This window comes from Pseudomonas sp. ChxA (assembly GCF_030263855.1).
Classification (GTDB): Bacteria; Pseudomonadota; Gammaproteobacteria; order Pseudomonadales; family Pseudomonadaceae; genus Aquipseudomonas; species Aquipseudomonas fluorescens_CB.
Window position 1 is genome coordinate 2,620,947 of record NZ_JARPMK010000001.1, and the last position, 23,070, is coordinate 2,644,016.

At 60.5% G+C, this 23,070-nt stretch carries 21 protein-coding genes; 7 read left to right on the plus strand and 14 right to left on the minus strand.

Going from position 1 to position 23,070, the window contains the following annotated elements; all coding sequences use genetic code 11:
• Positions 1–348 precede the first annotated feature (348 nt).
• On the plus strand, positions 349–1,995 hold the full coding sequence (locus P5706_RS11785; RefSeq protein WP_285679342.1) for an MFS transporter: 1,647 nt from the start codon (positions 349–351) through the stop codon (positions 1,993–1,995).
• Positions 1,992–3,137, plus strand: coding sequence for an HlyD family secretion protein (locus P5706_RS11790; RefSeq protein ID WP_285679343.1), 1,146 nt, complete (start codon positions 1,992–1,994; stop codon positions 3,135–3,137). The genes P5706_RS11785 and P5706_RS11790 overlap by 4 nt, the downstream gene beginning before the upstream one ends.
• 121 nt (positions 3,138–3,258) lie before the next feature.
• On the opposite strand, the gene P5706_RS11795 is transcribed toward P5706_RS11790, so the two are convergent.
• The 11 genes from P5706_RS11795 to P5706_RS11845 form a co-directional block, all read right to left on the minus strand.
• Complete coding sequence (locus tag P5706_RS11795; protein ID WP_285679344.1) at positions 3,259–4,116, minus strand: aldose 1-epimerase; 858 nt, start codon at positions 4,114–4,116, stop codon at positions 3,259–3,261.
• On the minus strand, positions 4,116–5,396 hold the full coding sequence (locus P5706_RS11800) for a TRAP transporter large permease (RefSeq protein ID WP_285679345.1): 1,281 nt from the start codon (positions 5,394–5,396) through the stop codon (positions 4,116–4,118). The genes P5706_RS11795 and P5706_RS11800 overlap by 1 nt, the downstream gene beginning before the upstream one ends.
• A complete protein-coding gene (locus tag P5706_RS11805; protein ID WP_285679346.1) occupies positions 5,396–5,923 on the minus strand; it encodes a TRAP transporter small permease in 528 nt (175 codons plus the stop codon). Before P5706_RS11805 ends, P5706_RS11800 begins: the two co-directional genes overlap by 1 nt.
• A 64-nt stretch (positions 5,924–5,987) precedes the next feature.
• On the minus strand, positions 5,988–6,950 hold the full coding sequence (locus P5706_RS11810) for a TRAP transporter substrate-binding protein (RefSeq protein WP_285679347.1): 963 nt from the start codon (positions 6,948–6,950) through the stop codon (positions 5,988–5,990).
• Positions 6,951–7,001: 51 nt separating this feature from the next.
• Entirely contained in the window at positions 7,002–7,877 is an 876-nt protein-coding gene (locus P5706_RS11815; protein WP_285679348.1) for an SMP-30/gluconolactonase/LRE family protein, read from the minus strand.
• A gap of 30 nt (positions 7,878–7,907) precedes the next feature.
• Positions 7,908–8,726, minus strand: coding sequence for an NAD-dependent epimerase/dehydratase family protein (locus tag P5706_RS11820; protein ID WP_200432476.1), 819 nt, complete (start codon positions 8,724–8,726; stop codon positions 7,908–7,910).
• 231 nt (positions 8,727–8,957) lie between these two features.
• Positions 8,958–10,220 carry an OprD family porin gene (locus P5706_RS11825; protein ID WP_285679349.1) on the minus strand — a complete coding sequence of 421 codons (1,263 nt, stop codon included), beginning with the start codon at positions 10,218–10,220 and terminating at the stop codon, positions 8,958–8,960.
• A gap of 243 nt (positions 10,221–10,463) precedes the next feature.
• Positions 10,464–11,321 carry a copper homeostasis membrane protein CopD gene (copD, locus tag P5706_RS11830; RefSeq protein ID WP_285679350.1) on the minus strand — a complete coding sequence of 286 codons (858 nt, stop codon included), beginning with the start codon at positions 11,319–11,321 and terminating at the stop codon, positions 10,464–10,466.
• A 3-nt stretch (positions 11,322–11,324) separates the two neighbouring features.
• Positions 11,325–11,690 carry a copper homeostasis periplasmic binding protein CopC gene (gene copC / locus P5706_RS11835; protein ID WP_285679351.1) on the minus strand — a complete coding sequence of 122 codons (366 nt, stop codon included), beginning with the start codon at positions 11,688–11,690 and terminating at the stop codon, positions 11,325–11,327.
• Positions 11,684–12,151 carry a GNAT family N-acetyltransferase gene (locus P5706_RS11840; protein ID WP_285679352.1) on the minus strand — a complete coding sequence of 156 codons (468 nt, stop codon included), beginning with the start codon at positions 12,149–12,151 and terminating at the stop codon, positions 11,684–11,686. The genes copC and P5706_RS11840 overlap by 7 nt, the downstream gene beginning before the upstream one ends.
• A 75-nt stretch (positions 12,152–12,226) precedes the next feature.
• Positions 12,227–13,090, minus strand: coding sequence for a sensor domain-containing diguanylate cyclase (locus P5706_RS11845; protein ID WP_285679353.1), 864 nt, complete (start codon positions 13,088–13,090; stop codon positions 12,227–12,229).
• Positions 13,091–13,276: 186 nt separating this feature from the next.
• Between P5706_RS11845 and P5706_RS11850 the strand changes: the two genes are divergently transcribed.
• Positions 13,277–13,897, plus strand: coding sequence for a TetR/AcrR family transcriptional regulator (locus tag P5706_RS11850; RefSeq protein ID WP_065931121.1), 621 nt, complete (start codon positions 13,277–13,279; stop codon positions 13,895–13,897).
• 158 nt (positions 13,898–14,055) lie between these two features.
• Here P5706_RS11850 and preA read toward each other — a convergent pair whose 3' ends face one another.
• The 3 genes from preA to hydA form a co-directional block, all read right to left on the minus strand.
• Positions 14,056–15,330 carry an NAD-dependent dihydropyrimidine dehydrogenase subunit PreA gene (gene preA, locus P5706_RS11855; protein ID WP_285679354.1) on the minus strand — a complete coding sequence of 425 codons (1,275 nt, stop codon included), beginning with the start codon at positions 15,328–15,330 and terminating at the stop codon, positions 14,056–14,058.
• Entirely contained in the window at positions 15,330–16,697 is a 1,368-nt protein-coding gene (locus P5706_RS11860; protein WP_285682706.1) for an NAD(P)-dependent oxidoreductase, read from the minus strand. The genes preA and P5706_RS11860 overlap by 1 nt, the downstream gene beginning before the upstream one ends.
• A 147-nt stretch (positions 16,698–16,844) precedes the next feature.
• A complete protein-coding gene (gene hydA / locus P5706_RS11865) occupies positions 16,845–18,284 on the minus strand; it encodes a dihydropyrimidinase (RefSeq protein WP_285679355.1) in 1,440 nt (479 codons plus the stop codon).
• A gap of 591 nt (positions 18,285–18,875) precedes the next feature.
• Between hydA and P5706_RS11870 the strand changes: the two genes are divergently transcribed.
• The 4 genes from P5706_RS11870 to P5706_RS11885 all read left to right on the plus strand — a co-directional run bounded on the left by P5706_RS11870 (position 18,876) and on the right by P5706_RS11885 (position 23,020).
• Positions 18,876–20,363: an NCS1 family nucleobase:cation symporter-1 gene (locus P5706_RS11870; protein ID WP_285679356.1), complete on the plus strand. Its 1,488-nt coding sequence runs from the start codon at positions 18,876–18,878 to the stop codon at positions 20,361–20,363.
• Between the two features lie 156 nt (positions 20,364–20,519).
• Entirely contained in the window at positions 20,520–21,803 is a 1,284-nt protein-coding gene (locus tag P5706_RS11875) for a Zn-dependent hydrolase (protein WP_285679357.1), read from the plus strand.
• A 403-nt stretch (positions 21,804–22,206) separates the two neighbouring features.
• Complete coding sequence (locus P5706_RS11880; protein WP_285679358.1) at positions 22,207–22,590, plus strand: polymorphic toxin type 44 domain-containing protein; 384 nt, start codon at positions 22,207–22,209, stop codon at positions 22,588–22,590.
• Positions 22,568–23,020 (plus strand): hypothetical protein, encoded by a 453-nt coding sequence (locus P5706_RS11885; protein ID WP_200432486.1) that lies wholly within the window; start codon positions 22,568–22,570, stop codon positions 23,018–23,020. Before P5706_RS11880 ends, P5706_RS11885 begins: the two co-directional genes overlap by 23 nt.
• The last annotated feature ends 50 nt before the right edge of the window (positions 23,021–23,070 follow it).

Consider the following 23,070-nt stretch of genomic DNA (forward strand, 5'->3'; position numbering starts at 1 on the left):
GACGCCGGGTTAGCCGCGCTGGGCCAAGGATGGCCCATCGCGGCGGCCCACGGATTCAAGCCGGAGTGAGGGCACACCGAGCCTAAGCGAGGGGCCGAGTGGTGGGGCGAGGACCTTTTGGTTACTTTTGCGTCCTTGCAAAAGTGACCCGCTGTAAGAGCGGAACCATAGGTAGCCGTTACCGCAGAAATGGATATGTACACCAAAAGACCGCCATCGCAGACAACCCAGCTCCCACAGTTTTGACCGTGCCCGCACCAGACATGGCAAGATGAACGCCTCTCAGGTTTACTGGTCCCTGAGTAACGGATTTACCGACCTTGCACGTCGGGTCATCAAGGTCATGCGATGGATAAATACACCCCCCACACCTGGCAACCCCACGAGCGGCCGAGCTTGCCGGGCTCGCCGTCGACGCCGTTGCACCCTACGCACAAGCGCTGGCTGTTTGCGTTGGTCGGGATCCTAGTGGCAATTACCGGCGGGCTCGGCAACGCGCTGGTGATCGCCAACCTGCAATATCTGCAAGGCGCACTGGGCGCCACCACCGCAGAAATGGCCTGGCTGCCGGCTGCTTATGTCATGACCAACGTGTGCATGAACCTGCTGCTGGTCAAGTTTCGCCAACAGTTCGGCCTGCGCGCGTTCACCGAGGTGTTTCTGGTGCTGTATGCGCTGGTGACGTTCGGCCATTTATTCGTCAACGACCTCAGTTCGGCGATTGCAGTACGGGCGGCGCACGGCATGGTCGGTGCGGCGCTGAGTTCGTTGGGCTTGTACTACATGATCCAGGCGTTCCCGGCCAAGTGGCGGCTTAAAGCCCTGGTGCTGGGCTTGGGCACTGCGCAGTTGGCGCTGCCGTTGGCGCGATTGTTCTCCGAAGACTTGCTGCAAATTGCCGAATGGCGCGGGTTGTACCTGTTCGAGCTGGGCATGGCGTTGATCTGCCTGGGCTGCGTGTTCATGCTCAAACTGCCGCCCGGCGACCGTTTTAAAACCTTTGAAAAACTCGACTTCCTCACCTTTGCCATCCTTGCCAGCGGCGTGGCGTTGCTCTGTGCGGTGCTGTCGTTGGGGCGTATCGACTGGTGGCTGGAAGCGCCCTGGATCGGCGTGGCCTCAGCCTGTTCGCTGGTGCTGATCATGGCCGGCCTGGCCATTGAGCATAACCGCGTCAACCCCATGTTGATGACACGCTGGCTCGGCAGCGGGGCGATGATTCGCCTGGCGCTGGCGGTGGTGCTGATTCGCATGGTGCTGTCTGAGCAGTCCACCGGCGCGGTGGGCTTTATGCAGATGTTGAACATGAGCTACCAGCAGATGCACACCCTCTACGTGGTGATGCTGGCCGGGGCGATTGCCGGGCTGGTGGTCAGCGCGCTGACGATCAACCCGGCGCACCTGCTGATGCCGTTGATCATCTCCCTGGCGTTGATGGCCACCGGCTCCGTGATGGACAGCTTCTCCAGCAACCTGACCCGCCCGCAAAACCTGTACATCAGCCAGTTCCTGCTAGGCTTTGGCGGCACCTTCTTCCTGGGGCCGACCATGGTGCTGGGCACTAAAAACGTACTGACCAACCCGCGCAACCTGGTGAGCTTCTCGGTGATGTTCGGCATCTGCCAAAACCTCGGCGGCCTGATTGGCGCGGCGTTGCTGGGCACGTTCCAGATCGTGCGTGAGAAATACCATTCCAGCATGATCGTCGAGCACCTGACCCTGCTGGACCCACGCGTGGCGGCACGGGTGCAGAGCGGCGGCTCGGCCTACGGCGGCGTGATCGCCGACCCGGAACTGCGCAATCTCATGGGCATTCGCAGCCTGGCTACGGCGGCCACGCGCGAGGCGAATGTGATGGCCTACAACGATGTGTTCATGCTGATCGCGATCATCGCAATCCTCACCATGCTGTGGATTTTCACCCGCAGCCTGTGGCTGATGAGTACCACCAAAGCAGCAGCCCCTCCCGTTCAACCCAGCGGCGTTACTTCATGACCGAAACCACCACCACTACTACCAACGCCATCGCCTCCACCCCGGAAGGCACGCCACCACCGGGCTCGACCGTCACGGAGCCGCGCTCGCTGCGGGTGCGCATCATCTCGTCATTGGGTTTTGCCGCGATTGCCATCATCGGGGTATTGATCGTGCTGTATGCCTGGCAATTGCCACCGTTCAGCAGTGCGGTGGAAACCACCGAGAACGCCCTGGTGCGCGGCCAGGTGACGATTATCGGCCCGCAACTGAGCGGCTACGTGTATGAAGTGCCGGTGCAGGACTTCCAGTACGTCAAGGCCGGTGACCTGCTGGTGCGCCTGGATGACCGCATCTACAAGCAGCGTCTTGACCAGGCGCTGGCGCAATTGGCAGTACAGAAAGCCTCTTTGGCCAATGTGGTGCAGCAGCGCAACAGCGCCGAAGCCACCATCAAACTGCGCCAGGCCGCGCTGGTGGACAGCCAGGCCCAGGCACGCAAAAGCACTGCGGACCTGCGCCGCAATGAAGAGTTGATCAGCGATGGCTCGGTGTCCAAGCGCGAGCTGGACGTGACCCGCGCCGCGAACGCGCAGACCATCGCGGCGGTGGCCCAGGCCCAGGCCAACCTGGAAATCGCCCGTCAGGACCTGCAAACCGTGATCGTCAATCGAGGCTCCCTGGAAGCGGCAGTGGCCAGTGCCGATGCGGCCGTGGAGTTGGCGCGTATCGACCTGTCCAACACCCGCATCATTGCGCCGCGTGACGGCCAGTTGGGGCAGATCGGCGTGCGCCTGGGCGCCTACGTCAACTCCGGCGCGCAGTTGATGGCGCTGGTGCCGCCACAGTTGTGGGTGATCGCCAACATGAAAGAAACCCAGATGGACAATGTGCAGGTCGGCCAGCCGGTGACGTTCACTGTGGACGCGCTCAACCACCGCAAGTTTCACGGTACGGTGCAGCATATTTCCCCGGCGACCGGCTCGGAGTTCAGCCTGTTGCAGGCGGATAACGCCACCGGCAACTTTGTGAAGATCGCCCAGCGGGTGCCGGTGCGGATTACGGTGGACCCGGATCAGGCCGAGAGCGAGCGCCTGCGGCCGGGGTTGTCGGTGGTGGTGAGTATCGACACGGCGGGCCGCCTGAAAAACAGCCCGCCTTGACACCATGCTGATCAAAAATGTGGGAGCTGGCTTGCCTGCGATAGCGGTTTGTCAGGTCCAGGTGTGCAGGCTGACACACCGTCATCGCGGGCGAGCCCGGCTCCCACAGGGTTTTTTGGGGTTATAAAGGTTGGTATTTCAGGGTGAAATTGAGGTGAGTTGACTGGCCGTTTTCCAGCAGCTTCAGGCCAGGCCTGCCCGGCAGGTGATGCGCATTCACCGGATGGCTCACCGGCTCGATGCAAAAGAACCCCAACCCCGGCGGGCAGAACAGCAGGTAGTAATCGGCGCCGATGGCCTGGCATTCCAGGGCATAACCCAGCTCAGGCTGTTCGATGCGGCAATGCCCGTCCCACTGGCCAAACCCATTGTCCACCAGGCCTTGCGGCAGACCCTTGAGCTGAGTGAAGTCCCATTCGGTAGGCACCGGCGCCAACCCGGTCGGCAGCTTGGACGCATCACTCATCCACACCTGCGACGCCTTGGCCTGCAACCGCGTGCCGGGCCTTCGTGGCAAATACGGATGCAATCCCAAGCCATGCCACGCGGCTTTTTCGGCCAGATGCGTTACGCGCAACTGGATACTCAGCTCGCCGCCATGCAAGCGAAACCGCTGCTCGGCGCGATAGGCAAACGGCGTCTCACACACCACCGCCAGCACCACTTCAGCCGCCGTCTGGCGCACCACCTGCCACGCCTGTTGCCAGGCCGAACCGTGAATCGGCAGCGGGTCGAGCGGGCTGTTGGGCGTGAGTGCCAGCCAGCCGCCAGGGTTATCGAAACCGCCTTGGGCCACTCGATTGGACCACGGCGCCAGCGGGTAACACGCCAGCTTGCCCGGCAGCCCGGTGTTCAGCGCAGCTTCATCGCTATGGCGCAACAGCGGCTGCCCGGTGGCGCGCACCGTCCAGTTGACGAGGCTGCCACCCACGGCCGGGGCGAGGGTGAGATGGGTCAGGCTGTCTTCCAGTTCAATCATCAGAGCACCAGCCCGGGAAGCCAGAGGGACAACGCGGGAATGTAAGTCACTGCCATCAATATCAGGAACAGTACCGCATAAAACGGCAGCAGCGCCGCCACGGTTTTCTCAATACTGACCTTGCCCACCGCCGCACCCACAAACAGCACCGCGCCCACTGGCGGGGTGATCAGGCCGATGCCGAGGTTCACCAGCATGATCATGCCGAAATGCACCGGGTCGACGCCGATACCGAGCACCACCGGCAGCAAAATCGGCGTGAGGATCAGAATCAGCGGCGCCATGTCCATCACCGTGCCGAGCATCAGTAGCATCACGTTGATGCACATCAGGATCACATAGCGGTTGTCCGACAGGGTCAGGAACAGCGTGGTGATCTTCGCCGGGATCTGCATCAGGGTCATGATGTAGCCGAAACTGGCCGCGAAGGCGATCAGGATCATCACAATGGAAATGGTGCGCACCGTGCGGTGCATCAGCTTGGGCAACTCGCGCCATTTGTAGTCGCGGTAGATGAACATGGTCACGAAAAATGCCCAGAGTACGGCAATCGCGGCCGACTCGGTGGCGGTGAAAATACCCGAGAGGATGCCACCCAGAATGATCACCATGGCCATCAAGCCCCAGAGTGCATCGGCACAGATTTTCAGCGCCTGTTTCAGCGGGATGACCTCGCCCTTGGGGTAATTGCGCTTTTTCGCGAAGATCAGGCACAGCACCATCAGGCATGCGCTCATCAGCAGCCCAGGCACCACGCCGGCCATGAACAACGAGGCAATCGAGACCGTGCCGCCGGCCGCCAGCGAGTAGAGCACCGAGTTATGGCTGGGCGGCGTCAGCAAGGCTTGCACCGAGCCACTGACGGTGACGGCGGTGGAAAACTCACGCGGGTAGCCACGGCGCTCCATTTCCGGGATCAACACTGAACCGACCGAGGCGGTATCGGCCACCGACGAACCGGAAATCGCGCCAAAAAACGTCGACGCCACGATGTTCACCAACGACAGGCCTCCGCGCACAAACCCCACCAGCACCCCGGCAAATGCCACCAGGCGGCGCGACATGCCGCCCTCGGCCATGATCGCCCCGGCCAGCACAAAGAACGGAATCGCCATCAGCGAAAACTTGTTCACCCCGCCCGCAACCTGAATCATCAAGGCCTGGAACGGGATGTCGATCCACCACGCGCCGATCAGCGCCGACAACCCGAGGGCGTAGGCCACCGGCATGCCGATCAGGATCAAGGCGATAAAACTGCCCAGCAGCATCAATGCGTCCATCAGGCAGCCCCTTCGTTTTCTTCAACCAGATCGAAGCGCACCACGCGGCGCTGGCTCTGGTTACCGAGCAAGAGTTTTTCCAGCACGAACACCAGCGTCAGCAGCCCGCCAATCGGGATCGGCATATAGGTGATGCCCACACGCAGGGTGGGGATCGCACTCATAAACTGGTTCCAGGTGGACAGGCACAGCTTGGTGCCCCAGACGGTCATGAACAGGCAGATGGTGGCCATCAGCAGTTGCGTGATAACGCCGACGATTTGCCGTTGGCGCGGTGGCAGGCGGTCGGTGACCACGGCCACCGACATATGCGCGCCGGCACGGTAACTGGCCGCCGCGCCGACAAACGTGAACACCAGCATCAGCAGGATGGCGGTGGGCTCCGGCCAGCTCGCGCCGGTGCCGAGGATGTAGCGGGCGAAGATGCCCCAGGGGATGATCAGCGCGACCCCGAGCACCGCGAGGCCGGCGACCCAGATGCAGGTCATGTAAATGCGGTCGTTAATGCGCAGCACTAAATTCTTCATGGCGTTCACCGTAACCGGGCGCGTCGATGCCGACCGCGCCGGGCCTGACTAAAGGGAAGGGTGATTACTCGACCGCGTCGATGCGCTTGATGATGTCGGCGTAAGCCGCACCGTACTTGGCGCGAACCGCTGCGGTAGCGTCATAGAAGGGTTTTTTGTCGACGGTGATGAACTCGACGCCGGCAGCCTTAAGCTTGGTTTCGCTGCTGGCGGACTTGGCGTCCCACAGCGCGCGCTCATCTTGCTGGGCGACCTTGGCGGCTTTTTTCACCAGGTCTTGCTGGGCGGGGGTGAGTTTGTTCCAGGTGATTTTTGACATCACGATGGGTTCGGGCAGGATCAGGTGTTCGGTGAGGGTGTAGAACTTGGCGTTCTGGAAGTGGTTGTGCTCCAGCATGGTCGGCGGGTTGTTCTCCGCGCCGTCAATGACGCCGGTCTGCAAGGCGCTGAAGATTTCGCCGGTGTCCATGGCAATGCCGTTGGCGCCCATCGCGTTGAAGGCTTCGATGAAGATCGGGTTGCCCTGGACGCGGATTTTCATGCCCTTGAGGTCTTCGATCTTGCGCACCGGCTTTTTGGTGTAAAGGTTGCGCGTGCCCCCGTCCATCCAGGCCAGGGCCACCAGGCCGAACTCGGAGTCGGTGATCTTGGCGAGGATTTCATCGCCGATTTCGCCGTCGATGATTTTGCGCATGTGCGCCTGGTCGCGGAACACGAACGGCAAGTTGAACACGTTCACGTCCGGCACCACCGGCCCGACGATGCCGAGGCTGACGCGGGTCATCTGCACCGCGCCGACCTGGGCCTGTTCGACCACTTCTTTTTCCGAGCCCAGCACACCGCCCGGGAAGTATTTGAAGGTCAGTTCGCCGTTGCTGGCTTTGGTCAGGGCCTTGCCCATGTTCTCTTCGGCAACGACAGTGGGGTAGCCGGCGGGGTGGATGTCGGCGAATTTGATTTCCAGCGCGTGGACGGCGGTGCTGAGGGTGAAGAATGCAGCGGCGAGCAAAGTGCGTTTGAAGTCCATGGGGTGTCACTCCTGTCTTATTGTTGTTGTATTCAAGGCACAGCGATGCAGCTAGAGGGTGAATGTGGGCTCCGGCAATCCGATGACGCCGGGGTTGAGGGCAAACACGCCGCCGGCGACCGACTGTTCACTGTGGTCATCACGAATCGAGGTGACGAACAAGGTGTCCAGCCGGCTGCCGCCGAAGGCGCACATGGTGGGTTTTTTTACCGGCACGCTGAGGGAGCGATCCAGGCGGCCATCCGGGGTGAAACGGTGAACCAGCCCGGCGTCGTTGGCGCAGATCCAGTAGCAACCCTCGGCGTCGACCGCCGCGCCATCGGGGCGCCCGAGGAATTGATGCATGTCGATAAACACGCGGCGGTTGGACGGCGTGCCGGTGTCGATGTCGTAATCGAACGCCCAGACCTGCTGTACCAGCGGGTGTGAATCCGAGGCGTACATCGTGCGGCCGTCCGGGCTGAAGGCCAAGCCATTGAGGGTGATGAACCCGTTGAGTTGCGCATGCGGCGCGGCGCCTGACGCATAGCGGTACAGGCTGCCTTCGGCCGCATTCAGGCCCATGTTCAGGACCATGCTGCCAGCCCAGAAACGGCCCTGGCGATCGCAGCGGCCATCGTTGAGGCGCATGTCCGGGCGCGGGTGCTCGATGCTCGCCAGGGGCGTGGTGTCGAGGCTGCCGTCGTTATGCGGGGTGAGTTGGAAAAAACCGCTTTCCATGCCCGCGAGCCAATTGCCCGCGTCGGTGCGGGCAATACAGGCGAGCATCTGCGGGGCTTTCCAGGCGGCGACGTGGCCGGTGGCGGCGTCCCAGCGTTGCAGGCCGCCGTTGGGGATGTCCACCCAGTACAGCGCGTTTTCCTGCGGCACCCACACCGGGCATTCGCCCACGGCATTGCGGGCATCGACGATCAATTCAGCGGTCATGGCAACTCATTCCCTTGGGTTGATGTGCGTTCAGTCACCGAACGGCCCCGCAGCGCAGAACGCGCCGCCCTGGTAAACCGCGGCCGGGTCATCGGCGGCGACTGGCGGCTGGGCTTCGACCTTGGCGCGGAATACTTCGGAGCTGTCCTTGGGGGCAAAACCCAGGTGCGCGGCGTAACGGTTGTCCCACCAGGTGTCGAGGTTATCCGACATGCCGTAGACCACGGTGTGGCCGACATTCGGCGTGTACAGCGCACGCTCAAGCAGTTGAGTGAGGTCATCGAAGCTCAGCCAGGTGTGCATCATCCGGCGGTTCTGCGGTTCCGGGAACGAGGAGCCGATGCGGATGCTCACGGTCTCGATGCCGTAGCGGTCGAAGTAGAAACTCGCCATGTCTTCGCCGTAGGATTTGGATAAGCCGTAGTAGCTGTCCGGGCGACGTGGGGAGTGGGCGTCGATGTGTTCGTCTTGCTTGTAAAAGCCGATCACATGGTTGGAGCTGGCGAAGATCACGCGTTTAACGCCATGGCGACGGGCAGCTTCGTAGATATGGAAAATACCGCTGATGTTGGCGCCGAGCACTTCTTCGAAAGAGCGCTCCACCGACACACCGCCGAAATGCAGGATGGCATCGACGCCTTCCACCAAGTGGTGCACGGCTTGTTTGTCGGCCAGGTCACAGGGTTGCACTTCTTCGAACTCACCGGCCGCCGGGGCCATGTTGGCGATGTCCGACAGGCGCAATACCTGAGCATAAGGGCGCATGCGTTCGCGCAAGACTTTGCCCAGGCCGCCGGCGGCGCCGGTGAGCAGCAGGCGATTGAAGGGGACAGGCGTGGTGGTGGTCATGGGAATTCCATTGTTGTTGTAGGTTGTCGTATGACTTGGTGGAAGTATCGTTTTGGACTCCCTGAATTGTCAACGCCCTTGCAGGCAGGTGACGCTCAAAAGGTGGGAGCTGGCTTGCCTGCGATTGCGGTCCGCCAACTGACATTTCTTTTGCTGATACTCCGCTATCGCAGGCAAGCCAGCTCCCACACAAGCCGGCTGCCACCAATGCCAGTTCCTGCATGGGTCGCGTTACAGCAACGAGATCGGGTAGCTGATAAAGATCCGATTTTCATCAAACTCGTTGTTGCTGAAATCCCGACGCATGGTCGAGTTGCGCCAGCGCACATTCAGATCCTTGAGTGTGCCGCTCTGCACCGTGTAGGCCAGCTCCGACTCGCGGCCCCATTCCTTGCCATCGGTGATGGCGCCGGTGTGCACGTTATTGCCGCTGATATACCGGTTCATCATGGTCAGCCCCGGAATGCCGAGCACCACGAAGTTGAAGTCATGGCGTATCTGCCAGGATTTTTCCTTGGCATTGTCATAGCTGGCGTTGTAGCTGTCGTTGGCCAAGGTGCCGCCGCTGGTGCCGTTGACCCGCATCCACAGGCTGTCGCCGGTGAGTTTTTGCAGGCCCACATAGAAGGCGTTGCCTTTGTATTTGGCCGAGAGCAGGGCGGAATAGGTTTTGTTGTCGAGGTTACCGGCCAGCGCGCTGCCGTCCTCCTTGCCATTGAAGAACCCGAGGTTGGCGCCAAACGTCCAGTCGCCGACCGGCTGGCTGTGGGTCAGGTTCAGGTACTGCTGCTGGTAGATGTCGGTGAGTTCGGCGTACCAAACGCCGACTTGGGTGCGTTTGTCGTTGAAGGTGTATTCGCCGCCGCCGAAGTTGAAACGGTCCGAGGTGAACGCGGCTTTGCCGTTCATGAACATATCTTCCATGCTCCCATCGTTGCGTGGGCTATTGCCGCGAAATTGCCCGCCGTAGAGCGTCAGCCCGGCGATTTCATTGGAGGTGACCTGGCCGCCACGAAAGGTCTGCGGCAAGGAACGGCCGTCGTCCGAGCGCAGGATCGGCAGCACGGGCATCCATTCGCCGACTTTCAGTTCGGTTTTGGACAGCCGGGTTTTCAGCGCCACGCCCAAGCGGCCGAAATTGTCGGCAGGGCGGCCATCTCTGTCGAGCGGCAACAGCTGGGTGCCGCCGGTGCCTTTACCGCCATCGAGCTTCTGAGAATACAGGCCGAGTACGTCAATCCCGAAGCCCACGGTGCCTTGGGTAAAGCCGGATTTGGCGTCGAGAATGAAGTTCTGCGTCCATTCCTCGGCTTTGGCCTGTGGGTACGTGGGGTTGGTGAAATTGCGATTGAAGTAGGCATTGCGCAGGTTGAGCGTGGCTTTGGCATCGTCGATAAAGCCTTCCGCCTGGGCGCTGAGGGGCAGGGCGAGTGCCAGGCTGCTGAGGCTGATAAGACCGAGACGCGAGGAGGAATTGCGGGCGAATTGAGGCACAGTGAAGCTCCCTTTCGTTTTGTTGTTTTTATTATTTGTTATACGTTGTCGTACAACATTGCGGGGGATATTTGCGGGGTTTTCGGGGTCTGTCAAGCGGAAGTTATACGATGACTAGGTGTGCGTCGGTCGAAAGTGGGCACGGTCCATGTGGGAGCTGGCTTGCCTGCGATGGCATCAACGCGGTGTACCTGTGGGACCGCGGCGTCTGCGTCGCAGGCAAGCCAGCACCCACCGAGATCTTCAGCCGGCCATCACCATCGGCGGCAAGGTGCCCAGCAGGGAAACTGCGGCTACTGCTGAAATGCCCAGCAACCATTCGAGCATCACACTGGCCTTCAAACTGCCCACTCGCTCCTCACAGCGCTCGATACGCAACCGGTTCAACAGCGCCAGCGCCAACATACCCAGCACCAGCAGCACCTTGATCAACAGAATCAGCGCAAACCCGTTAAACAGCGGCGTGGGCCACAGCTGCCCGGTCAGCACGCGAACATTGATCAAACCCGTTACCAGCAAACCGGCAACCAGGCCATAACCCACGCCGCTGAAGCGCATGAGGATCGGCTCCAGCGCAGGTTTTGGTGACAGCCGCAGGATCAGCACCAGCAGCAACAACCCACCCAGCCAGGCGCCGACGCACACCAGGTGCACCACTTGATTGAGGATCAGCAATTGCCCGCTCAGCCCATTGAGCATGGCGCCGTGGCCGACCGGTGCCAGCGTCGCCAGCAGCAATGCGCTCAACGGCAGGCGCAAGGCCGGCCAGGGTTTGAGCAACACCACCACCAACAGCAGGTTCAGCAACAGATGCCAGACCCACACCTGGCCGAAAAAGGTTTTGCCCAGCACCAACTGCACGGTAGCCGGTTGCAGCGCCGCGTCCCAACTGCCCGCCATGCTGGCGGTGATCAACAGCAGCCAGGCCACGCCGGAGAACAACCCCAGCCAGGCCAGGGCGCGGGTGATACGCAGCAGTTGCCGGTCGAGTGCCGGCTGCACTTCGTTGCCCAGCAGCCAGGGCCTGAAGGCACAGGCCCCGAACATCAACAGCACGACGATGAAATGCACGAAGCGGCACTGCACCAGCAGGGTTGCCATGGGTTATTGGCCGACCTTGAAGCTGTATTCACCGTTGCTCTTGTGGGTGTCGACCGAGACGGCGTTCCACACCACTTTGTAGTTGCCGGCGGCCAGCGGCGCGGCGGGTGTGACCACCAGGGTTTTCTTGTCGGCGTCCGGGGTTTCCAGGCCTTTGATCGCGAGTTCGGTGCCGTCTTTGCTCAGAGACACTTTGGTGAAGGTGGCCTCGACGCCTTCGCTGAAGGTCAGGCGCAGATCGACGGGCGCAGCAACCGTGCTGTCTGCCGCCGGTGTCGAACTTTTGAGGTGGGCATGGGCAAATGCCGCCGAAGCGCCCAGCAGGGAAGCGAGCAGGGTGACGGTGGTAAGGGCTTTCTTGATCAACATTGTTCAGTACCTTTAGGTGAGGGAGTCGGTAATGCCATGTGCAACAAGGGAAAGGGTTTGCCTTCGCCATCCAGCGGCGAGCGCGCGACCTGGATAAAACCATAATGCAGATAGAACCCCACGGCCTGCGGGTTTTGTTCGTTGACGTCCACTGTCAGCGTGTCATGACGGGCGCGGGCGTGGTCGAGCAACTGGCGGCCGACGCCCTGGCCACGGCGCTCGGGGTCGATAAACAGCATTTCAACGTTATGCCCGCCAGTGCCGATAAACCCGGCGATACCGTGGTGGTCTTCATACACCCACACGTCGAGGGCCGGCATCGGCAGGTAGGCGTCGCGCACCAGCGGCAGCAAACGCTGAATGTCATCCTCGGCGAGGAAGTCATGGGTGGCTCGCACCGAGCGCTCCCACAGTGCTCCCAGCACCGGGTCGTCGGCGGCCACGCGAGGTCGAATAGTCATTGCAATGATCCTTCAAGTGGACCGCGATCCTAACCAATCCGTTTTTGGCGGGAAAGGTTCGCGTAGGAAGTTTCATCACTCGGCAGCCAACCGCAGCCTTTTTATCCGGTACATATCGCTGTCTGCGTGGCTGAGCAGGGTATCGGCGTCTGCACCGTCGGCCGGGTAAAACGCCACGCCCACACTGCACGACGGCATCTTGACCGGGCCAAACTCAGCGCCCAGCGGCTCGGCCATGACCGCGAGAATCTGCGCGACTTTGGCGCTAACCGTTTCGTGTGACTGCACATCGGTCAGCAACACCGTGAATTCATCCCCGCCCATGCGCGCCACCAGGTCGCTTTCCCGCACGCAACGTTCCAGCCGCCGTGCAATCACGCAGAGCACGCGATCGCCCACGGCGTGGCCATGCACATCGTTGATGCCCTTGAAGTCATTGATGTCCAGAAACAGCAACGCCAGCCGGGTGTTATCACGCCGTGCTGCGTGCAGCGCCGACGCCAGGCCTTCGTTGAACAACGAGCGGTTGGTGAGGGCTGTCAGCGGGTCATGGTGGGCGAGGAAGCGCAGTTCCTCCTCGGCGTGGGTGAGCGCCGTCACGTCGCGCGCCACGCCGATGCGCGCACCGACTTCTTCGGACCAGAACGCCGCCCACAGGATGTGTACGACACCGCCATCCTTGCGCAGATAACGGTTGCGAAAATCCACGTGGGGCCGGCCATTCATCACCCGCACAATCGAGGCCCGGGTGCGCGCCAGGTCTTCGGGGTGCATGTAGTCGGTGATGGGTGTGCCGGTCAGTTCGTCGGCGCGGTAACCGAGCAGGGCTTCGCAGGCATCGCTGACAAACACGATCAGGTTGTCACTGTCGACCACGAAGACCGTGTCCAGCATCAGGTGGATCAATTTCGGGTAGAGGGCGTGCAGGTCAACGGCCATAGGTCGGGGTGTCCGGTTCAGATGCGCCGATCATAGCCCGATCACGCAGGCTGACGCCTTCAATACTGCGGGGTTTGCGGCGATGGCGCTGATCTGGCGATCAACGGCGTGTAGCCTAATGAAGCGGTTCATGATGTGATGGTTGAAAATGAATTGTATTTAAAAGTGACTGGGGCTCCACCATCCATGGGCAATCACAAGATCGGTATCCGGCGCAGCAACGTCGAGAAAATCCTGCTGGCGGCGGAGAAAGTCTTCGCCGAGAAGGGCTATGGCAGCACCGCCATGGCCGATATTGCCGAAGAAGTGCAACTGCCGCGCTCCAACCTGCATTACTACTTCAGCACCAAAAGTGAGCTGTACAGCGCGGTGCTGTTCGACCTGCTGGACCTGTGGAAACAGGACGCCCTGAGCTTTGAAACCTTCGATGACCCACGGGTGGTGCTCAGCAGTTATATCCGCGCCAAGATGCAGCGCTCGCGCACGCGGCCGTATGGTTCGAAAGTCTGGGCGAATGAAATCATTCACGGCGCGCCGACCCTCGGTGAGGCGCTGGACGAAAGCCTGTATGACTGGGCCAAGATGAAGGAGGCGAAAATTCGTCAATGGGTAGAAGACAAACGCATCCTGCCAGTGGAGCCTTCAAGCCTGCTGTATATGATTTGGGCCTCGACCCAGCACTATGCGGATTTTGATCACCAGGTGAAGATCTTGAATGATCACCAGCCGTTGTCGGACAGGCAGTTCGAGAAGGCGATCCAGACGGTGACCAGTGTGATTTTGCGTGGGATAGGCTTGGAGCCGTAGAAGGCTTATCGGGCTTTGTGGCGAGGGAGCTTGCTCCCGTTGGGCTGCGCAGCAGCCCCAATACAGTCAACCGAGATTATTCAGATACAGCTCAGTTGCTGATTTGGGAGCGCTTCGCACTCCAGCGGGAGCAAGCTCCCTCGCCACAAAAAGGTAACTTACACAGCTTCGCGGTAAGGGTTGCGCGGATCCTGCGTCCAGTTCAAAAACGGCTTGCCCGTTTCTATTGGCACCATCTCGATGCAATCGGCCACCGGGCAGGTGATCTGGCACAAGTTGCAGCCGACGCACTCATCATCGATCACCTCGTATTTGTGCGTGCCGTCCGCCTGCTTCAAGCTGGCAATCGCCTGGTGCGAGGTGTCCTCGCAGGCAATATGGCAACGCCCACAGCCGATACACGCCTCCTGATCGATCTTGGCAATCACCTGATAGTTGATATCCAGGTACTTCCAGTCCGTGGTATTGCCCACCGCCCTCCCGGAAAATTCCTGCAGGCTGGCGTAGCCCTGGCTGTCCATCCACCGCGACAGCCCGTCCTTCATCTCTTCCACTATCCGAAACCCATGCAGCATCGCCGCCGTACACACCTGCACCGCGCCACAGCCCAGAGCGACAAACTCCGCCGCATCACGCCAATTGCCGATGCCGCCGATGCCGCAGATCGGCAGCCCTTGGGTCTGCGGGTCGCGGGCGATTTCGGCGACCATGTTCAACGCAATCGGCTTGACCGCCGAGCCGCAATAACCGCCATGGGTGCTTTGCGTGCCGACCACCGGCAGGGCGACCATGCGCTCCAGGTCCACACTGGTGATGGAGTTGATGGTGTTGATCAACGACACCGCGTCCGCGCCGCCGCGATACGCCGCGCGTGCCGCCACGCGTATATCGGTGATGTTCGGCGTGAGCTTGACGATCACCGGCAACGAGCAGTAGGTCTTGCACCAGCGCGTCACCTGTTCCACGTATTCCGGCACCTGGCCGACCGCTGCGCCCATGCCGCGCTCGGGCATGCCGTGGGGGCAGCCGAAGTTCAGCTCGATGCCATCGCAACCGGTGGCCTCCACCAATGGCAGGATGTTTTTCCAGGATTCTTCAACGCACGGCACCATCAGCGAGACGATCAGGGCGCGGTCGGGCCAATCCTTTTTCACCTGGGTGATTTCTTGGAGATTAATCTCCAGGGAACGGTCGGTGATCAGCTCGATATTGTTGATACCCAGTACTTCACGGTTGGCACCGTAGTGCGCTGAATAACGTGACGAGACGTTGACCGCCGCCGGGTCTTCACCGAGGGTTTTCCACACCACGCCGCCCCAGCCGGCTTCGAAGGCGCGGACCACGTTGTAGGCCTTGTCGGTGGGCGGCGCGGAGGCCAGCCAGAACGGGTTGGGGGCTTTGATACCGGCAAATACAATCGAGAGATCGGCCATTACGCAGCCTCCACGTTCAGCATGAGTTGGGCGTGCATGGCTTCGGCGGCCAGCTTGCCGTGTTGCACCGCCTGCACGGTGAGGTCCTGGCCGAGGCTGACGCAATCGCCGCCGGCATAGATACCCGGGATGCTGGTTTGCAGCTGTTCGTCGACGAAGATGCGCTCGCCCACGCGGTGCAGTTGCTGAGCCAACGGGTCGTGCAGTGCCTCGCTGTCAAAACCCTGGCCGATGGCTTTGAAGATCGCGTCGCAGGCCAGTTCAAAGGTCTCGCCAGTGGGGAGCAGGCGACCGTTTTGCATGTGCGTGCGCAAAAAACGCATGCCGCGCACACGGCCTTGATCATCCAGCAACACTTCATCCGGTTGAGCCCAGGTCAGCAGCCGTACCTGATTGGCCTTGGCGATCTCCTGTTCATGGTGAGTGGCGCCCATATCGGCCAGTCCGCGGCGGTACACCAGGTTGACATCGCGGGCGCCCAGGCGGGCCATTTGCACGGCCATGTCGATGGCGGTGTTGCCGGCGCCGAGCACGATGCAGCGGTCGGCCAAGGGCAGTTGGCTGAGGTCATCGGCCTGGCGCAGTTCGCGGATGTAGTCGGTGGCGGCGAGCAGGCCGGGCGCATCTTCATGGGGCAAGCCCAGCTGTTTGCTGGCGGCAAGGCCCAGGCCCAAAAATACCGAATCGAATTGCTGGTGCAGTTCGCTCAACGTCAGGTTGCCACCCAGGCGCTGGCCGTGACGGATCTCGATGCCGCCGATCTGCAACAGGAAATCCAGCTCCTTTTGGGCAAAATCATCCACCAGCTTGTACTTGGCGATCCCGTATTCGTTCAGGCCGCCGGCTTTTGCTTGTGCTTCGAAAATCACCACGTCATGGCCATGCAGGGCCGCGCGGTGTGCGCAGGCCAGGCCCGCAGGCCCGGCGCCGACCACGGCGATGCGTTTGCCGGTCGGTGCAGCGCGCTGGAACGGGTGTTCGCGAAAGTGCGCGTTGTCGATGGCGTAGCGCTGCAACAGGCCGATCAGCACCGGCGCGCATTCTTCGGCGTTATTACGCACGCAGGCTTGCTGGCACAGAATCTCGGTGGGGCACACGCGGGCGCAGCTGCCGCCGAGGATGTTGGCCGAGAGGATTTTCTGCGCGGCACCTTGCACGTTCTCGGTGTGGATATTGCGGATGAACGACGGGATGTCGATTTCGCTGGGGCACGCATTCACGCAAGGCGCGTCGTAGCAATACAGGCAGCGCGAGGCTTCCAGTTGCGCCTGACGGGCGTTGAGGGGCGGCGCCAGGTCGGTGAAGTGGCTGGCGAGTGTCGGCCCATCTTCATGGGGATGGGGGAGGTGGGTCAGGGTCTGGATCACGGTTTTGGCCTCACGGTTTTTTTGGGGATTGCCTCTGGCGGGCATTTTTTGTCGCCTGTACCGGCCTCATCGCAGGCAAGCCAGCTCCCACATTTGAATGTGTTTGCACATCAACATGTGGGAGCTGGCTTGCCTGCGATAGCGGTCTCAGCGCTTTACAGCAGTGGGCCTGGAATGCTCAGCCCGCTTGCTCAACTGCTCGAACACCGCCGGGTACGCCGGCCGTTCCACATACCGCCCGGCACCGCGCTCGGCGCGCAAATCACCATCGGCCCACACCAGCTTGCCCTGGCTGATGGTGTGGCTCGGTACGCCGCGCACGGTCTTGCCTTCGAAGATGTTGAAGTCGACTTTCTGATGGTGGGTCTTGGCCGAAATCGTGCGCGTGCCCTGGGGATCCCACAGCACCAGGTCGGCATCGGCGCCCACGCGGATCGCGCCTTTGCGCGGGTAAATATTGAAGATCTTCGCGGTATTGGTCGACGTCAGCGCGACGAACTCCTGCATCGACAACCGCCCGGTGTTCACGCCCTCGTGCCACAGCAGCGCCATGCGGTCTTCGATACCGGCGGTGCCGTTGGGGATCTTGCTGAAGTCGTCGCGGCCGGCGGCTTTTTGCTCGGCGCAGAAGCAGCAGTGGTCGGTGGCGGTGGTGTGCAGGTTGCCGGACTGCAAGCCGTGCCAGAGTGCTTCCTGATGCCCGCGCGGACGGAACGGCGGGCTCATGACGTAGCCGGCGGCAGTTTGCCAGTCGGGGTGCTGGTACACGCTGTCATCCAGCAGCAGGTGCCCGGCCAGCACTTCGCCGTAGACCGGCTGGCCTTTGCCACGGGCATAGGTGATTTCGTCGAGTGCTTCCTGGGTTGACACATGCACCAGGTACAACGGCGTGCCGATGGTCTCGGCGATGCGAATGGCGCGGCTGGCTGCTTCGCCTTCCACCTGGGACGGACGCGACAGTGGATGCGCTTCCGGCCCGGTAATGCCTTGGGCCATCAGCTTGCGTTGCAGGTGATACACCAGCTCGCCGTTTTCTGCGTGCACCGTCGGCACCGCGCCCAGCTCCAGGCAGCGTTCGAAGCTGGCGACCAGGGTGTCATCCGCCGCCATGATCGCGTTTTTATAGGCCATGAAGTGCTTGAAACTGTTGATGCCATGGTGGCTGACCAGCTCGGCCATCTCCTCGCGCACCTGCTCGCTCCACCAGGTGATCGCCACATGAAAACCGTAGTCGGAGGCAGATTTTTCCGCCCAGCCGCGCCACTGGTGAAAGGCCTCCATCAGCGATTGCTGCGGGTTGGGAATCACAAAGTCGATGATCGAGGTGGTGCCACCTGCCAGACCTGCCGCCGTGCCACTGAAAAAGTCTTCACTGGCCACGGTGCCCATGAAGGGCAGTTGCATATGCGTGTGCGGGTCGATGCCGCCGGGCATCAAGTATTGGCCGCTGCCATCGAGTGTTGCAGTGCCGGCGGGAATCTCCAGATTCGTGCCAATAGCGCGAATTAGACCGCCTGCGCATAACACATCGGCGCGGTAACTTTCATCATGGGTAATAACGGTGGCGCCACGGATCAACAGCGACATGTCGAGTTCCTCACAGGCTTGACCGGCTTGTGCCAGTTCTAAGTGTTGTAATGCTGCTTGCCGATGCAGGGTTTAATCCTGTCATCGGTGACAGGAATAGAAACTAGCCCGAGTTTTTCGAATGAGCAAGAAGATTTTTCTTAAGCTTATATCGATTTTAACTACATGTTTTTAAAAGGAAAAACCATAAATCACCAAAATGTAGCGCCCCTTCACCATTTTGACGCACTTGACAGGTTCTTAAATTGAGCAACATTTCTTATTGCAAATCAGACGCTTGAGACATGCCGCTTGACGGCATGGGTAAATAAAAATAATTGTGTTGCACCAGATTGAGTCCTGACAGTTCGGGCAACTTTCGCGTTATTTAGCCTGAGTAAGGCGACAAGTACCCAAGGCACAATCGGAAAGCTGATAAACATCAGCCAGTTATATAAGCGGTGCGGGTTCAGAGGCGGTTATCGGCACGGATTTTGAGTGCAGTGACGGCTGGCCGAACCCGTGATGTCATGTTGTTTACGAGGTACTCCGGCCATCCGGCGCCACGCGCTGGATGAGCAACAATAATTTTAAAAAAACCGTGGAGCGGCCATGCAACAGAACAGATCGCAAGTTATTGAGCGTAACGGCCTGTATGAACTCGACGCCGGCCCCGACGTCCTCGACAGCCCGCGCTACAACCACGACATGGCACCGACCAAGGTGCATGAACGCACCTGGAACAAGTGGCACATCACCGCGCTGTGGGTCGGTATGTCGATCTGCGTGCCGACCTACACCCTGGGCGGGGTGCTCACCGCCTATTTCGGGCTGTCGGTGGGCGAGGCGCTGATGGCGATTTTGCTGGCCAATATCGTGGTTTTGATCCCGCTGACCCTTAACGCCTTCCCGGGCACCAAGTACGGCATTCCGTTTCCGGTGCTGTTGCGTTCGTCCTTTGGCATCCTGGGTTCCAACGTGCCGTGCCTGATTCGGGCGCTGGTGGCCTGTGGCTGGTTTGGCATTCAGACGATGTTCGGCGGGCTGGCGATTCACCTGTTCCTGGGCTCGATTTTCGAAGGCTGGAAGTCCCTCGGCGGCACCGGTGAAGTGATCGGCTTCATGATTTTCTGGACCTTGAACCTGTGGGTGGTGCTGCGCGGCGCCGAGTCGATCAAGCGCCTGGAAACCTTGTCGGCACCGCTGCTGGTGGCGGTGGGAATAGGCTTGCTGGTGTGGGCGATGCCGAATGTGTCGCTGAGTGAACTGATGGCGATTCCACCCAAGCGCCCCGAAGGCGCAAGCCTCACCGGTTACTTCATGGCCGGGCTGACGGCCATGGTCGGCTTCTGGGCCACCTTGTCGTTGAACATTCCCGACTTCAGCCGCTACGCCAAAAGCCAGAAGGACCAGATTCTCGGGCAGATTTTCGGCCTGCCACTGACCATGTTCCTGTTCGCCGCCCTCGGCGTGATCATGACCGCCGCGTCGGTGAAGCTGGTGGGCGTGAGTGTTTCCGATCCGGTCACCTTGATCGGGCATATCCAGAGCCCGGTGTGGGTGGCCATCGCCATGGCGCTGATCATCATCGCCACCTTGTCCACCAACACCGCTGCAAACATCGTCTCGCCCACCAACGACTTCCAGAACATCGCCCCCAAGCTGATCAACCGCACCACGGCGGTGATCCTCACCGGCCTGGTCGGGCTGGCGTTGATGGCCCACGAACTGCTGAAAAAACTTGGGCTGATCGTCTCGAATGTGAGCCTGGAAACCGTGTATTCCAACTGGTTGCTGGGCTACTCAAGCCTGCTCGGCCCGATTGCCGGTATCATGGTGGTGGACTATTTCATCACCCGTAAGCAACAGCTGGACCTGGCCGGTTTGTACCGCGATGACGTGTACCCGGCGTGGAATTGGAGCGGCTTTTTGGCCTTTGGCGTGCCGGTGGTGCTGACCTTGCTGTCGCTGGGCAGTGATGCGTTCAGCTGGTTTTACAGCTACGGCTGGTTCACCGGCTCGGCGTTGGGTGGGTTGTTGTATTACGGCCTGAATGCCAAGCGCCGCATCAGCCCGGTCGCTGCCAAATCACCTTTGTAAATAGGGCTACTGTGGGAGCTGGCTTGCCTGCGATACAGGCGACTCGGTATTCCCGCCGAACCGAGGTGATGCAATCGCGGGCAAGCCAGCTCCCACACAAATCTGCTTCACATTTGATCGAGTCAATTTATAAGAAACTAGCCTGAGGAGATCCCCATGAACGCTGCCCTGGACGTTCTGCAATCGACCCACCAGCACATCAACCGCGACCGCCTGTGGCAGTCGCTGATGGACCTGGCCAAACTCGGCGCCACGCCCAAGGGCGGTGTTTGCCGCCTGGCCCTCACCGACCTCGACCGCAAGGCCCGCGACCTGTTTGTGCAGTGGTGCGAAGCAGCCGGTTGCACCGTGACCATCGACGGCATCGGCAATATTTTCGCCCGGCGCCCTGGCCGCAATCCCAAGCTGCCACCGGTGATGACCGGCAGCCATATCGACACCCAGCCTACGGGCGGCAAGTTCGACGGCTGCTTCGGCGTGCTGGCGGGCGTGGAAGTGCTGCGCACCCTCAACGACCTCAAGATCGAAACCGAAGCGCCGCTGGAAGTGGTGGTGTGGACCAACGAAGAAGGCTCACGCTTCCCGCCGTGCATGATGGGCTCGGGCGTGTTTGCCGAGAAATTCACCCTGGCCGATACCTTGGCCAAGGTCGATGTGGATGGCGTCAGCGTGGGCGACGCGTTGAATGCGATCGGCTATGCGGGCACCCGGCCGGTCAGTGGCCATAAGGTGGGCGCGTATTTCGAAGCGCATATCGAACAGGGGCCGATTCTTGAGGACGAGAAGAAAACCATCGGCGTAGTGCTGGGGGCGTTGGGGCAGAAGTGGTTTGACCTGAAACTGCGTGGCGTTGAGGCGCATGCGGGGCCGACGCCGATGCACCTGCGCAAGGATGCTCTGGTGGGCGCGGCTGCCGTGGTGGCGGCAGTGAATGCGGCGGCGTTGGGGCATCAACCGCATGCGTGCGGCACTGTCGGTTGCCTGCAAGCCTATCCAGGCTCACGCAATGTGATCCCCGGTGAAGTGCGCATGACGTTGGACTTGCGCCACCTGGAACCGGCGCGGCTGGATTCGATGATTGCCCAGGTACGCACGGTGATCGAGGAGACCTGTGCCAAGCATGGGCTGACATTTGAGCTGGAACCCACCGCCGACTTCCCGCCGTTGTACTTCGACAAAGGCTGCGTGGACGCCGTGCGTGATGCGGCGAATGGGTTGGGCTTGTCGAACATGGATATCGTCAGCGGGGCAGGGCACGACGCGATCTTCGTGGCTGAGTTGGGCCCGGCGGGGATGATCTTCGTGCCGTGTGAAGGTGGCATCAGCCATAACGAAATCGAGAATGCCGCGCCGGATGATCTGGCGGCAGGGTGTGCCGTCTTGCTGCGGGCGATGCTGGCGGCATCGGCGGCGATTGCCAGTGGGAAGCTTGCTGCCTGATAGATCGCTATCGCAGCGATGCGGCGACCCGACAAGCCAGCTCCCACATTTTGATGTGTGAATACATTCCAAATGTGGGAGCTGGCTTGCCTGCGATGAGGCCCTAACAGGCGACGCCGTTATTGCGCACGTGCCTCGCCGCTTCCCTCTACGACCCGATCCCAGGAGCCATTCGGCCTCTCACTACCGGCCGCTGAATGGTCAGCGACTAGCGAAAACTAGTGACAGCCGCTCCGAGCAACAACCCTAAAAACCTGTAGGAAAAAGCCCGTTTTGAGGGACTGGTGCAGGGCGTGTCCTAATCTATCGTACGAAGTTTCTTTTACATCTTGCGGCGCTCAAAACTCTTCGTTTCCAGTGCTAGGTTTCGCCTCGAAAAAACCTAATGCAAAGGAAGCATGCAATGGCAAACCCTAAGCCGCCGCCTTGCGTATCAGTTAACGAAAATATGTTCATCGCCGCACATAAGAAGGAGGTGCTAAAAGCAGGCTCAGCGTTCATGTACTCTTGGTTTTATACTCAGGTTCGTAATCGCGGGCCTTGGGACTACAAGCAAATCTCCAAAGAGTATGAAGCGTTTGGAAACTTCCATTATGGTGCTGTAGGCATTGCTGCCGGATTCAGTGAAGAAGTGCTTCTGCGTGCAGCGGGGCTTGCTCAAACCAGAGCCGGTACAGATAGACCCGAGTTTGGTCGTTGGTGGGGCGATGCGCCCTTCGGTGATGACCCAGTCGACCAACATTGGATCAAGGAAGGAATCAGGTATGCCAGGTTCAGGTTCTACTAGGACGTCACTCTATTCGATGGTTACCACGACGCTGCTGGCGCTGTGCTTGCTGTATATCGCTGCTGACGGGTTATTTTCGCCAGGGCGTCCACAATTGACAGAAGTCGTACTGCAGGTTTCGCTGAACGGCGAAGCATCCATTTATGCGGTCAAGGATGACCGTGGTGGTGCAACGGTTCCGTTCAACTACCGATACTATGTTTATCGAACCCTGGGCGCCGACGCAGAAGTATTGTCTGAATTGGAAAACGCCAATCCGTTTCTGGTTACGCGCGATGCCGCCGCAAAGGTTGATGTTCAAGGCCGGGCGGTTGCCGTTTCGGTGGCGGGCGAAGTGTCTGATTATCACAGCAGCACCTTGTACCGACATGCCAACGGTAGTGATTACACGCAGGTGAACATTTTTCTGAATAGCCGGCCAGAGGGATGAAATTGATCGTTCTCGCGCTCTGGACGCTCTAAGTTTGGAAGCTGGCTTGC

Excerpts from the sequence above, each read along its gene's own strand:
- P5706_RS11785 (WP_285679342.1), top strand. The coding sequence starts at position 349 with ATGGATAAATACACCCCCCACACCTGGCAACCCCACGAGCGGCCGAGC.
- P5706_RS11790 (WP_285679343.1), top strand. The coding sequence starts at position 1,992 with ATGACCGAAACCACCACCACTACTACCAACGCCATCGCCTCCACCCCG.
- P5706_RS11795 (WP_285679344.1), bottom strand. The coding sequence starts at position 4,116 with ATGATTGAACTGGAAGACAGCCTGACCCATCTCACCCTCGCCCCGGCC.
- P5706_RS11800 (WP_285679345.1), bottom strand. The coding sequence starts at position 5,396 with ATGGACGCATTGATGCTGCTGGGCAGTTTTATCGCCTTGATCCTGATC.
- P5706_RS11805 (WP_285679346.1), bottom strand. The coding sequence starts at position 5,923 with ATGAAGAATTTAGTGCTGCGCATTAACGACCGCATTTACATGACCTGC.
- P5706_RS11810 (WP_285679347.1), bottom strand. The coding sequence starts at position 6,950 with ATGGACTTCAAACGCACTTTGCTCGCCGCTGCATTCTTCACCCTCAGC.
- P5706_RS11815 (WP_285679348.1), bottom strand. The coding sequence starts at position 7,877 with ATGACCGCTGAATTGATCGTCGATGCCCGCAATGCCGTGGGCGAATGC.
- P5706_RS11820 (WP_200432476.1), bottom strand. The coding sequence starts at position 8,726 with ATGACCACCACCACGCCTGTCCCCTTCAATCGCCTGCTGCTCACCGGC.
- copD (WP_285679350.1), bottom strand. The coding sequence starts at position 11,321 with ATGGCAACCCTGCTGGTGCAGTGCCGCTTCGTGCATTTCATCGTCGTG.
- copC (WP_285679351.1), bottom strand. The coding sequence starts at position 11,690 with ATGTTGATCAAGAAAGCCCTTACCACCGTCACCCTGCTCGCTTCCCTG.
- P5706_RS11840 (WP_285679352.1), bottom strand. The coding sequence starts at position 12,151 with ATGACTATTCGACCTCGCGTGGCCGCCGACGACCCGGTGCTGGGAGCA.
- P5706_RS11845 (WP_285679353.1), bottom strand. The coding sequence starts at position 13,090 with ATGGCCGTTGACCTGCACGCCCTCTACCCGAAATTGATCCACCTGATG.
- P5706_RS11850 (WP_065931121.1), top strand. The coding sequence starts at position 13,277 with ATGGGCAATCACAAGATCGGTATCCGGCGCAGCAACGTCGAGAAAATC.
- preA (WP_285679354.1), bottom strand. The coding sequence starts at position 15,330 with ATGGCCGATCTCTCGATTGTATTTGCCGGTATCAAAGCCCCCAACCCG.
- hydA (WP_285679355.1), bottom strand. The coding sequence starts at position 18,284 with ATGTCGCTGTTGATCCGTGGCGCCACCGTTATTACCCATGATGAAAGT.
- P5706_RS11870 (WP_285679356.1), top strand. The coding sequence starts at position 18,876 with ATGCAACAGAACAGATCGCAAGTTATTGAGCGTAACGGCCTGTATGAA.
- P5706_RS11875 (WP_285679357.1), top strand. The coding sequence starts at position 20,520 with ATGAACGCTGCCCTGGACGTTCTGCAATCGACCCACCAGCACATCAAC.
- P5706_RS11880 (WP_285679358.1), top strand. The coding sequence starts at position 22,207 with ATGGCAAACCCTAAGCCGCCGCCTTGCGTATCAGTTAACGAAAATATG.
- P5706_RS11885 (WP_200432486.1), top strand. The coding sequence starts at position 22,568 with ATGCCAGGTTCAGGTTCTACTAGGACGTCACTCTATTCGATGGTTACC.